Below are 12051 nucleotides of genomic sequence, written 5' to 3' on the forward strand. Positions count from 1 at the left end.
GGAGTAGAGTGTGCAAGTAGATAAAGTCAATGTGATTTATACACCGTTGCATATTAGCAGAAAAGATTGGGGCATTATTGCACTGGCGTTTTTGCTAAGCCGAATCATATTCTATGCAATCGGTTATTTTGGGGCGATGCACTATAACGTTGAGACAGATCAGATCGGTCAGGTCACTTTCTTAAATTCCATTGAAACGGATGTATGGAATGTGTTCTGTCAGTTCGATTGTGCTTGGTTTAAAAGCATCGCCGATATTGGTTACGACACTTATCCTCATGGCTTAACGACAGGCCATGCAGCCAACTGGGCATTCTTTCCTTTATTTCCTATTTTAGGACATTACATCGGGGAGTTACTGGGCGTACCGTCTTTATACGGCTTTTACGTGATTGCCAATATCTCGTCATTTGCCATGTTGCCGCTATTCTTCTTATGTTTAAGACAGTTGGGGCAGGAACTGGATGTTGCCCGGTTTGGGGTCTGGATGCTGGCCTTCTCTCCATACACGGTCTATTTCATCGCGCCGTATACAGAGTCTTTATTCATGGCTTTAACCATGGCGGTATTTCTGTTCTCTTACCGACATGAATGGTTCTGGGTCGCTGTTGCTGGGATGGTGATGACCGCCGCGCGCAATCTCGGTGTCATGATTGTTTTTTCAGTCATAATTCTTGCTTTGCAGGCGTATGGCTGGCGGGAATTTCTCAAGTTTAGCGGACGTAGCTGTCGGGTGATTTTAGCGATCTGGTGTATTCCATTAGTGATGTTCTGTTATATGTTTTACATGTATTACCATGTTGGTGATGCATTTGCTTTCAAAAACATACAACTTGCCTGGGGGCGCTTGTTTGATAATCCTTTTGAATATTGGATTGCTGGATTTGAAACCGGGGGAAGAAAGATTTATTTGTCGATCATGATTGTGATCGGATGGGCGTTGAATATCTATCTATTCAAGCAAAAACGATATGCCGAAGCGCTCTTTATGCTGATTTGTACATTTGTCCCTCTGGTGACAGGTACAAATGCAATACCGCGCTATCTGTTTGGCCTATATCCGACGTCGCTGGCTATCGTCATGATTGCCCGTAATCGACCTAATCTAAGACCTGCCTTGTTAGTTATTTCAGCATTACTGTCCAGCTATTTTGTTATTGCCTGGGTTAATGCGAAGTTCTTTACAGTGTAGTTCGTATTGATTTGCTAATAAAAGAAGGCCGGATCATCACATCCGGCCTTTTTCATTAGAGAGAATCGAGGTAATCAATCACAACCTGATGATGGTTACTGGTTTTAAAATTATCGAATACATGTTCAATCACACCATTTTCATCAATCAGGAAACTGATCCGATGGATGCCGTCGTATTCTTTACCCATGAATTTTTTCGGCCCCCACACACCGAAGGCATCCGCTATCTGATGTGTTTCATCCGCAAGCAATGTGAAATTAAGTTCATCACGGATTTCAAATTTTTTCAGTCGGCTAGAATTGTCCGGGCTGATCCCCAATACCACTACATTTCTCTGGTCTAATTCGTTTTTGCTATCACGTAAACTACAGGCTTGGGTTGTACAACCTGGGGTCATGGCTTTGGGGTAAAAATAGACCAACACTTTTTTCCCATGAAATGAGCTTAGTTTAATCATGGAACCATTTTGGTTAGGCAGTTCAAAATCTGGGGCTGTCGTTCCGATAGATAATCTTTCCATTGCGATAATCTCTAAAGTTGTTTAGGGGATAAATGCATTGTGATAACAATACGCTATATAAGCGAAGACAGATCAGCATTTTATAATCGGACCGGCGTTTAACCTTGTTTTTGACTATAGGCCGCCGTACCATTAGCTGCCCTCAAAAAGGAGTCTGCGTCTTTTATGTTAACCGGTAGTCTTGTTGCTCTGATCACACCCATGAACAGTTCTGGCTCTGTGGATTGGAAGGCGTTAGAGCTGTTAATTGAATATCACATTCAGTCAGGAACTAATGGCTTGGTTGTTGCCGGAACGACCGGCGAGTCAGTCACACTGACCGACGATGAATTGTTTATTCTTCTTGAACGGACACTAGAGCTTGCCGCAGGTCGAATTCCTATTATCGCAGGTTGTGGTTCAAACAACACTGCACATGCTAAACAGGTGGCTAAGCGGATTTGCCAGTTGGGTGTGACTGCAGGTCTTTCTGTAACACCGTATTATAATAAACCTACGCAGGAAGGTTTGTATCAGCACTTTGCTGCAATCGGTGAATATAGTGAGTTGCCTCAGATTCTGTACAATGTTCCGGGTCGTACGGCGTGTGACTTAAAGCCCGAGACGGTGGCAAGATTAGCCGGAAATTTTGGTATTTGTGGTATAAAAGAGGCGACTGGTGATTTATCGCGGATAAGCCAGCTTCGATTGTTATGCGGAGAGGACTTCGCTTTGTACAGTGGGGACGATCTCTCCGCATGTGAATTCATGCTACAAGGTGGTAATGGCGTCATTTCTGTAACAGCGAATGTGGCAGCCAAACTGATGAGTCGAATGAGTGCTTTAGCATTAGCAGGAGAGCGAGAGTTAGCCTGCGAGATTGATGACTCATTACGGTTTTTACATCGTGATTTATTTATTGAATCTAATCCAATTCCAGTAAAGTGGGCGGCTGCCAGAATGGGGCTAATTAAAAATGCCGATTTACGCTTACCATTAACATTGCTGTCTGTTCCGGCACAGGCAATAGTTGAAGCGGCACTTGTGAAAGCGGAGTTAATCTAGCGTGCAAAATGATAAAATGAAATTGTCCCTGTTGTCTTATAGTGCGTTGTGCCTGTGTGTATTATCTGCCTGTAGTTCCGAGGCTGAAAAACGGCAAGCCAACCACGGGTTTGCATACACATCTGCAGTATTACGTCCGCAGCTAAAAACGCCAGCCACATTACATAGCCCTTCCTATTCTCAAGAATACGTTCTACCGGTTGAAACAAGACAAGGTGCAGTGGCAGAAAATGTCGATGTGCGGCCACCAGAACAGATTATGTCTTTTGTATCGAGCAGTCGGGCCGATAACAATCGGAATACTCTGCTATTGTGGTTTTCTGCTCGCAGTTTGAACCAACATATAGATGACGATTTATGGTCATGGTTGACGGGTTATCTTGCCAGTAACAAGATTGCCGTAGTCCATCGCGACGACGCCAAGAAGACGTTGGAAACAGGGCCTGTAGCCGTGACGTTTGATGGTGAAAAAGCAGAGGATATTCCACCTGCACCTGCGCAATATTTCCAGTTTCAAATCAAAAATGACCCGGCGACACATCGAGCCGGTCTGATGGTGAAATGGTTGCGACCAGCAGATGACCAAGCTACACCGACTGTGTTTGAACAACGGCGTTATGCGACGCGTTTGCTGAACAATGTCAGCCAGTATGCTGATACACACAGTCATAGCCAGTATGCAACTGCTTCAAATGGTCCAATTCAGCTCTTACTGGGAACAGACAGTGCTGGCTCGAAAGCGATTGTTGCACAAAATAATTTTGCAAGTACATGGCAATGGCTGCTTACCGTGTTGCCAAAAGCAGGTTTACCAGTAGAACAAAGTGCTCAGTCTCAGGGCCTGATTGTTTTCAATTATGAAGGCGATTCTTCAGTGAGTATGCTGCAGCTATTAACATTCTGGAAACCCGCTAAGGAAACGGATGGACTGGCGTTATCGTCAGGTAAATACCGTCTGCAATTAGCTGACCGTGGTGAGGAAACATCGATCACCTTGTTGGATGATGGCAACAAACCTGTATTGGTTTCAGCCGTTGAAAAACTGTATCAACGCCTACAAAAATACACAGATGTTCCTGCAAATGTGGTTAGTGGCAAGGAATCACAAGTGGCAGCAGCACATCCAGAAGTTACCAGTGAACAACAACCGATCCATCTGGTAAAAGCCAATGGTGTGTGGGTTGCTGATGCGCCGGCAGAGCAGGTATTTAACCGAATGTCTGCTGATGTATTGGCTCAGATTGGGTTGAAACTCAAACAAGCCGATAGTATAGAACATCAGATTAATGTGGATTACACCGAACCGGGTGGAAGCCTGCTTGATGCTCTGGCCGCGTGGAAACCATTAGCTCCTAACTATAATGGATTGAATTCAGGCACTTATATTTTCGAGTTGGCGCCGTTGGCGAAAGGCACGGGAATTAAGCTGAAAACATCAACCGGTCAGACTGTTCCAGTCGCAACTGCAGATGAAGTCTTCAATGCATTGGCCAAGAAGCTGCAATCGAAATAATACATAATTAAACAGAAGGGGAAAGGAGCATAACTTCTTTCCCCTTTTCTTTTAGATGCAGGGACTACTAGTCGTCGTTATCTTCATCTTTGGGGATATTTCTGATTTTATCTTTATATTTTGGCAATTGTTTTTCTAGTCGCTTCATGTCTTTGATGCCATTCAAAAAAAGCCCAAGTAAAAATAAAAGCGGTATGCCAATAATCAACCAAAGGCTCATAGGCTATTTTTCCCAAAAATATTGATAATGAATCTTTCCCAGATTGTCGGAAGTAACTGAAGAATGGTGTTCTGACCATCTACTGGGTTACGAATGAATAACTCTTCCAGCATTTCTACTGTGAGTAATTCCTGGAATTGTACTGCTTCCTCATAGTAACTGATATGCCAAGGTTCAGGTGCTACGCCTCCTTGATCTGTGGCATATGGCCGAAAAAAACCGAATTCATGCATGTGTTCATCCAGCCATTGGGTCAATATTCCAAAATAACCTTTTTCATCATATTCAGAAGAAATTAACTGCAGCTTTTGACCTGGCGGTAGCAGGGAAGAGGCATATATGTCTAAGTCCGTCCCCCAATGATGCCGGCTGGCACCAGGTAAGGCGCTCCAGCGCAAGATGAAAAAAATTCGTGCTTCATCTGATAATTGGTGCCAATTATTAATCGCTATGCTGTTACTGTCGAAGACCGGTGCTTCCCCTCGGAATTTCCGATTCCATATCAGAGACTGACGGTCAAACGAACGATAACTGGAAGCGATAGCGATGGGGATCCCCTCATTTTGTGCTGCTTGAGCCATCTGTTGGAATGCATGTGCAGTTTTCAGAGTCAAAAAATGCCCTGAACCAACAGGGCATAGTGCAGAACTATCAAGGCCAACCAGTTCCAGTCTAATCATTATCAACCAATAATTTTTGCATCATTTTATAGTAGATATTACTCAAGGTTTCGAGATCATCAATATTCACACATTCATTTACTTTATGAATGGTGGCATTGATGGGACCTAGCTCAATGACTTGTGCACCCGTTGGTGCAATAAAACGACCATCAGAAGTACCACCAGAGGTGGATAATTCTGTAGTGCGACCGGTCACTTCCTGTATGGCTTGCTGGGTTGCTTCGACTAATTTTCCAGAACCGGTCAGGAATGGCTGACCACTTAATGTCCATTTAATTTCATAGCGCAAATTGTGCTTTTGAAGTATTTCCTCGACTTGCTCTTTTATCTGAGAGTCAGTTAACTCTGTGCTGTATCGAAAATTAAATTGAACATGCAACTCACCAGGTATCACGTTTGAGGCGCCTGTACCGGCATTTATATTGGCAATCTGAAAACTTGTGGCTGGGAAAAATTCATTGCCGTTATCCCATTTTTTGGACGCAAGCTCAGCAAGAGCTGGGCTTGCTAAATGAACTGGATTTTCAGCCAGATGAGGGTAGGCCACATGACCTTGAATGCCGAATACAGTGAGATCTCCGGTCAATGAACCACGACGACCATTTTTGACAACATCACCAATTTGTTGTGTCGAGGAGGGTTCACCAACTAAACACCATGTGATTTTTTCTTGGCGTGCTTCGAGTGTCTCGATGACTTTAGGGGTGCCATTAATGAATGGCCCTTCTTCATCACTGGTGATGAGAAAGGCAATTGAACCCTGGTGTAATGGGTGATCAATGGTAAAACGTTTTACGGCGGCCATCATTGCAGCAATTGAGCCTTTCATGTCGGCAGTGCCACGACCGTACAACATACCATCTATAATCGTTGGTTCAAAAGGCGGCGTGTTCCATTTCTCTGCGGGGCCGGAAGGAACTACATCGGTATGACCTGCAAAACAAAAAACCGGGTTTGAATTTCCTTTTCTTGCCCACAGATTCGTTGTGTCGTGAAATACCATTGGTTCAACTGTAAAACCCAATGGCGCCAGAAATTCGGCCATCATGGTTTGGCAGCCTTCATCTGCTGGCGTCACAGATGGTCGCGCGATCAAATCCTTGGTAAGAGACAAAACGAGAGAGTCGGTCATGCACAATCCTTATTCATTTACCTGATAATTTTTTAGTGTGTTATACGCAGATTCAGAAAATCCGACCATGATATGTGTCCCGGAGATTAATACAGGGCGTTTGATCAGTAATGGATATTGATGCATCAACACTTCGGCCTGTTCGGCGTTGTTGATCTCTTTGTGTTCAGGCGCTAATTCACGGAAGGTTTTACTTTGTTTGTTGAGAAGTTTTTCCCAACCGACCTGTTCAACCCATTGAGCGATCAAAGCCTTCTCGGGAGAGTTTTGTTTAAAATCAACAAGTTCAAAAGTGATATTATTTTGCTTTAGCCAATTTTGTGCTTTCTTCACACTATCACAATTACGAATGCCATAAAGGATCACAGCCACGTCTACTCCAGGGTATATTGTTGTGAAAGAATGTGAGCCAGCCCCTTGAATACATTAAATACGGCTGTTGTTTTTGGCGTAGGTAGCCCTTGTTCATCAAGGAAATATTCACCCTTAAAAATCAATACACCTGACTTTTCACTGACGTCTGTTGCTTCCATTCCCGCCAAATAATCATCGTGTTCTTTCATGATATTATTGGCGATGTCGAGGAGAGCTACTTTGTTGATGGGCTGTTTTGTATCCATATATAACCTCTATTAAGTCGTATATGAAACAAAACCGCACATAAGCGCGGTTTTGTTTATAAGCATCACTAAGAAAAATTATTTAACAGTTACTTTCTTAGTGCCTTTTACTTCAACATTCACGCGACGATCTGGAGCCAGACACACGATCAGTGCTTTCTTCGCTTTGACAGCGTTGCAGCTTGCTGGGCTTACTGGGTCTGCTTTGCCACGACCAACAGCAGTAATGCGGGTAGCTGACAAACCTTTAGAGGTCAGGAAGTTTGATACGCTCTTAGCGCGGTCCTGAGACAGTTTCAGGTTGTAGCCAGCAGAACCGATACGATCTGTGTAACCATAAACAACGATATTTTTATCGTTCATTTCCAGAGTTTGGATCTGGTTATACAGTTTAGACAGTGCGGTAACACCAGCTGGTTTCAGTGTTGATTTGCCGAAGTCGAACAGAACATCTGAAGTCAGAGTAAATGTTTTTGTTTCTACAACTGGCTGTGGTGCAGGAGCAGGCGCAGCAACTGGTTCAGGCGCTGGTGCTACAACTGGTGCTGGTGTGCTAGTACGAGTTGGGTAATACACGACATCGAACATGACGTTGCTGCTGTCTGATGCGCCGGTTTGAGCATCGCCCAGACCGTTCATATAGCGGTAACGCAATTGCAGATCTACTGGATCTGAAACACGATACGCTAAACCAGCACCGAACACTGGTGAATAACCGTGGTCTTTAGCTTGCAGATCCTGGTTATCTGTATTCCACAGCATCACGCCTACTTCACCTAACAGTGACAGGTCTTCTGTCAATGGGTAGCGAGGTAAAGCAGAAATGTTTAAACCGTTAGCTTTAAAACGCTGACCATTTACTCGGCCATTGCCCAGCCAGTTGTAACCTTCTTCAACGCCAAAATATTCGTTGAAGGTATAACCACCAAATACATGAACTGCGGGCGTGCTGCTTTTGTTAGCAGTACCTAAGCCACCGAGGTCAGAATAGTTATTCCAACCCATACCAGTACCTAGAAATGCACCTTCAGCATCATTGGCTAATGCTGATACGGATACTGCGGAAGCTACTAAACCTGCAATAACTGATAAAACCACTGCTTTTTTCATGATTGTCTCCAGATTATTCTCGGAAGAATCCCGACATTGTTAGACGACGCCATTATCCATCTGCTTATGAATTATGCAAGATCAAGTGTGTTGTTCGTTGAAATGTTAAGCATAGCACAAATTTAACTTGTTCTTTGTCTTTAGCCGGGGGGGCAGCTATTTACGTCGTAATATTTAGTGATTAATATGAGCCTCTTTTCTTGCATACTGCAAATACAGACTATAATAAAAATATAATAAGCCGGAGCCGGATAAAGCTGTTTAACACCAAAGTAGAGTTGTTATTGGTTACAGTGAATATTCGCAAATGCGTGAGGAAACATATGAGTCTCGCTCCTGTGTCTGTTGGTCAAAAAATCCGTCATATTCGTGAAACTATGGGGCTTAGCCGTCCGAAATTTGCCGAACTGCTGGGCGTACCACCAACTACACTGAAAAACTATGAATTAGGATATCGTGAGGTTGGTGGCGCGTTTTTGGTGGCGTTGGCTCATCAGGAACAGTTACACAAATTCACATTGTGGCTGTTATCAGACAAGATTGCTCCTGAAATTGGTCAAATCAGCCCTGCTGAATATGTTGCGTAAAAATAAAGATAAATGAAAAAGAGCCAGTCGATACTGGCTCTTTTTGTTTTGGCTTCGAGGTTTTACCACTTCTTCTTTGGCTGAAACAGAACATCCAAATCATCCTGTTTTTCTTGAATTTCTTCTCGTTCTTTTTGTGATTCTTTTTCTAACTGCTCGTTAATTTCTCGAAGTGTCGCTCGCATTTCTTCTTCACTGGCGATCAAGTAGGCATCTTTGTCCCGAACAAGACTTAATGCATTAATACCTTTAGTTAATAACTGTTTGGCGGTACCTATTTGACGCTGTATTCTGGCGTCCATTGCTTTTTGTAGAAGATTGGCAATGTTTATTTTAAGCATCATCAGTTCTAATCGCCGATCTTCTATAGCAAATGACTGAGGGTCTATTTTCCCTTTGTTGTGCTCTAGTCGAACAATTGCCCGCAGTTTCTTAGTAGTTTGTAACATTTGTACTGCTTGTCGATCAGAATCGGGCAGGCGGAATTGCCCTTCATCACCTTTGTAGTGTTCTTTTACGTATTTGATCTGATTTTCAACATCTTCAATACGTTGAGAGATTGCAGTTAAATTTGATGTGGCTTGTTGCAATATTCGCAGTGCATCGAGAATACGAGTTTGCAGTAATAAAATCAGTGTCTTGCTATATGGGATTCGGTTGACATTCAGCAAAATATCTTCTGCTTCTTCGACGATGACTTTCTGTCTTGCAATAATAGCTCTGCGATCAATTTCTTGTTTCTGCTTATGTTGCTGAAAAATATTGTAAGCAATCGTAAGAAACAACAAGGCACCGATTGCGAGTAACACTAAAGTTAAGACCATACCGGCTCCATCAAGTATTGGAATGCGTAGTTGGTTGATGTATTTATCATTCTAATGTTTATCGTCCTGATTATGCATGGTTGATATTGCAATATTGTCTAATTTCTACAGAAAAATGTTTGGTTTATACATCAGTTACATTTTTATCGGATGTTTTTGCAAGAACTTTTGAAGTTTTTTGCTACTATCTGATAGAAATCAATAGCATTGGAATATTATGAAACTTCAGCAATTACGTTATATCGTTGAGGTTGCAAATCATAGCCTGAATGTTTCTGCCACTGCAGAAAGTTTGTATACGTCACAACCTGGTATAAGCAAACAGGTGCGTATGCTGGAAGATGAACTTGGTATTCAGATCTTTGAACGAAGCGGAAAACATCTGACACAAGTAACAACGGCTGGACATGAAGTCATTAAAATCGCACAGGAAATCTTGGCTAAGGTTGAGTCAATTCGTTCTGTGGCTGGTCAATATACGAATCCTGACCAAGGGTCTTTGAATATATCAACAACTCACACTCAAGCTCGCTATGCATTGCCTGAGGTGATTAAAGGATTTATCAAGCGTTATCCTATGGTGTCTCTGCATATGCACCAAGGGTCGCCTTCGCAGATCAGTGAATCTGTAGCAAAAGGAACTTCGGATTTTGCCATTGCGACGGAAGCGCTGCATCTTTACGAAGATTTAGTCACATTGCCATGCTATCACTGGAATCGTAGTGTCATTGTGCCCAAAGAACATCCGCTGGCATCCTGTGAACGATTGTCTATTGAAGAGTTAGCCAAATATCCACTTGTCACTTATACATTCGGATTTACTGGGCGTTCGGAATTGGATATTGCATTCAGCCGGGCAGGTTTGGTGCCGAAAATCGTATTCACCGCTACTGATGCTGATGTTATTAAAACTTATGTCAGATTAGGGCTGGGCGTTGGCGTCATCGCGACTATGGCTATTGATGCAGAAATCGACAAGGATTTGGTTTTAATAGATGGTAGCCATTTATTTCAACCAAGCACCACAAAAATCTGTTTCCGAAAAGGTATATTTCTGCGTAGCTATATGTATGATTTTATAGAGCGTTTTGCCCCTCATTTGACGCGAGAAGTGGTTGATAGAGCGTTAGCGATGAAAGCGCCTTATGAAGTCGATGCCTTATTTTCCAATGTGGACTTACCGACTTATTAGCGTGGAGTGTTGTCCGGCAAGAGTGAAGCCATGCTCAACTTCACTCTCTGTTTTGACTAAAATTTACAATGCTGTACGTAATATTTCCTCGCAGATCTCTAAGGTAACAGAGCCTCTTTCTCCAATTCCGGTCATACCGTGTTTTAGTAACTTCACTGAAACTTCCGGGAGCTGATCTGCATGAATATTGTAATCGGATAGTTTGGTCGCTAAGCCAAGCGATTCAAAAAATTCGACAGTTTTCTGGATGGCTTGTTGAATCACGGCGTCATGATCATCGCCACGTATTCCCCATATTCTTTCTGCATATTGCAATAGCTTTTCTTTTTTCTCTTCCCGGCGGACATGCATGGTTGCTGGCAATACAATCGCCAATGTTTGTGCATGGTCTAAATCAAATAACGCCGTTAATTCGTGTCCAATTGCATGCGTGCTCCAGTCTTGAGGTACGCCGGCACCAATCAATCCATTCAATGCCATGGTGGCACACCACATTAGATTCGCTCTGCTATCGTAATCTTCTGGTTCCTGATAGCTCTTGATACCATCGTCAAGCAACGTTAATAAAATGCTTTCAGCAAAGCGATCTTGCAAGTTAGCCTTTATCGGGTAGGTCAAATATTGTTCTATAACATGGCAGAATGCAGAAGCCACACCATTGGCGATTTGTTTTTTGGGAAGAGAAAAAGTAGCTACGGGATCAAGCACGGCAAATTGAGGAAACACTTTATTATTTGAAAAAGTTAATTTTTCACTTTCGATGCTGCTTTGCATGGACATGGCGCCCGCATTCCCTTGAGAACTACCACTAGCAGAGGGCAATGAAACTTGCCGATTCTTCCTGCTGATGACGGCATGCTGGTTCATTTCAGAGCCTGTGGCGGGAAGAGTGAGGACGCATCCAAAAGGGATCGCATTGCGAATGCCTTTGCCATGATTATTGAGTATTTCCCATGGGTCACCCAATTCCCAACCGACAGCAACTGAAATAAATTTAGCTCCATCGATGACGGAGCCACCGCCAACAGCCAGCAGATAATTGATCCGTTCTTTTTGTACCATCTCGACTGCATGCATTAAAATTTCATAATCTGGGTTTGGTTCAATGCCCCCAAACTCATAAAGTTTGCGTCCAACCAATGCTTTTCTGACCAAATCCATGGTGCCATTAGCGATAACACTTCCCCCGCCATAAACGATTAATGTTCGGGCATCGGAAGGGATCTCATGACTGATTTTGGCGATTTGTCCTTTCCCAAATAAAATCTTGGTTGGATTTTGATATTCAAAATTCAGCATATCGTCCCTCGATAAATGTGTATGAATGTATACTGCTTATACAGTAACATTAACAGGTTATAATGGTTGGCTTTTTAGAAAGCCGCTGAAATTAGTATGAGGTCACAAAAAC

At 43.0% G+C, this 12051-nt stretch carries 14 protein-coding genes; 5 read left to right on the forward strand and 9 right to left on the reverse strand.

The features are described 5' to 3' along the window. The first annotated feature begins 10 nt into the window (after positions 1-10). On the forward strand, positions 11-1192 hold the full coding sequence (locus H027_RS0114020; protein WP_024873085.1) for a hypothetical protein: 1182 nt from the start codon (positions 11-13) through the stop codon (positions 1190-1192). Positions 1193-1247: 55 nt separating this feature from the next. On the opposite strand, the gene bcp is transcribed toward H027_RS0114020, so the two are convergent. Then, on the reverse strand, positions 1248-1715 hold the full coding sequence (gene bcp, locus H027_RS0114025; RefSeq protein ID WP_024873086.1) for a thioredoxin-dependent thiol peroxidase: 468 nt from the start codon (positions 1713-1715) through the stop codon (positions 1248-1250). A gap of 165 nt (positions 1716-1880) precedes the next feature. Here bcp and dapA point away from each other — a divergent pair, with 165 nt between their 5' ends. Beyond that, positions 1881-2759, forward strand: coding sequence for a 4-hydroxy-tetrahydrodipicolinate synthase (dapA, locus tag H027_RS0114030; protein ID WP_024873087.1), 879 nt, complete (start codon positions 1881-1883; stop codon positions 2757-2759). A gap of 1 nt (position 2760) precedes the next feature. Beyond that, positions 2761-4272: an outer membrane protein assembly factor BamC gene (bamC, locus tag H027_RS0114035; protein ID WP_024873088.1), complete on the forward strand. Its 1512-nt coding sequence runs from the start codon at positions 2761-2763 to the stop codon at positions 4270-4272. Between the two features lie 67 nt (positions 4273-4339). Here bamC and H027_RS19005 read toward each other — a convergent pair whose 3' ends face one another. The 6 genes from H027_RS19005 to ompA form a co-directional block, all read right to left on the reverse strand. Beyond that, complete coding sequence (locus tag H027_RS19005; RefSeq protein WP_152536733.1) at positions 4340-4492, reverse strand: hypothetical protein; 153 nt, start codon at positions 4490-4492, stop codon at positions 4340-4342. Next, complete coding sequence (locus H027_RS0114045) at positions 4489-5172, reverse strand: M15 family metallopeptidase (RefSeq protein WP_038149298.1); 684 nt, start codon at positions 5170-5172, stop codon at positions 4489-4491. Before H027_RS0114045 ends, H027_RS19005 begins: the two co-directional genes overlap by 4 nt. Continuing rightward, a complete protein-coding gene (dapE, locus tag H027_RS0114050; RefSeq protein WP_024873090.1) occupies positions 5165-6307 on the reverse strand; it encodes a succinyl-diaminopimelate desuccinylase in 1143 nt (380 codons plus the stop codon). The genes H027_RS0114045 and dapE overlap by 8 nt, the downstream gene beginning before the upstream one ends. A 9-nt stretch (positions 6308-6316) precedes the next feature. Then, the gene (locus H027_RS0114055; protein ID WP_024873091.1) at positions 6317-6679 is read right to left on the reverse strand and encodes a Spx/MgsR family RNA polymerase-binding regulatory protein; all 363 of its coding nucleotides are present in this window, start codon (positions 6677-6679) and stop codon (positions 6317-6319) included. A 2-nt stretch (positions 6680-6681) separates the two neighbouring features. Then, positions 6682-6927 carry a YciN family protein gene (locus H027_RS0114060; protein WP_024873092.1) on the reverse strand — a complete coding sequence of 82 codons (246 nt, stop codon included), beginning with the start codon at positions 6925-6927 and terminating at the stop codon, positions 6682-6684. Between the two features lie 78 nt (positions 6928-7005). Continuing rightward, entirely contained in the window at positions 7006-8037 is a 1032-nt protein-coding gene (gene ompA / locus H027_RS0114065; RefSeq protein WP_024873093.1) for a porin OmpA, read from the reverse strand. 323 nt (positions 8038-8360) lie between these two features. On the opposite strand from ompA, the gene H027_RS0114070 reads away from it, so the two are divergent. Continuing rightward, the gene (locus H027_RS0114070) at positions 8361-8624 is read left to right on the forward strand and encodes a helix-turn-helix domain-containing protein (RefSeq protein WP_024873094.1); all 264 of its coding nucleotides are present in this window, start codon (positions 8361-8363) and stop codon (positions 8622-8624) included. Between the two features lie 62 nt (positions 8625-8686). Here H027_RS0114070 and H027_RS0114075 read toward each other — a convergent pair whose 3' ends face one another. Continuing rightward, positions 8687-9448, reverse strand: a complete 762-nt coding sequence (locus tag H027_RS0114075; protein ID WP_024873095.1) for a hypothetical protein — start codon at positions 9446-9448, stop codon at positions 8687-8689. A gap of 217 nt (positions 9449-9665) precedes the next feature. On the opposite strand from H027_RS0114075, the gene cysB reads away from it, so the two are divergent. Continuing rightward, complete coding sequence (gene cysB, locus H027_RS0114080) at positions 9666-10640, forward strand: HTH-type transcriptional regulator CysB (protein WP_024873096.1); 975 nt, start codon at positions 9666-9668, stop codon at positions 10638-10640. A gap of 63 nt (positions 10641-10703) precedes the next feature. Here the strand turns inward: cysB and H027_RS0114085 are convergent, their stop codons facing one another. Beyond that, complete coding sequence (locus H027_RS0114085; RefSeq protein ID WP_024873097.1) at positions 10704-11939, reverse strand: iron-containing alcohol dehydrogenase; 1236 nt, start codon at positions 11937-11939, stop codon at positions 10704-10706. Between the last annotated feature and the right edge of the window lie 112 nt (positions 11940-12051).

Origin of the sequence: Tolumonas lignilytica (genome assembly GCF_000527035.1) — a bacterium.
In the GTDB taxonomy this organism is placed as follows: Bacteria; Pseudomonadota; Gammaproteobacteria; order Enterobacterales; family Aeromonadaceae; genus Tolumonas; species Tolumonas lignilytica.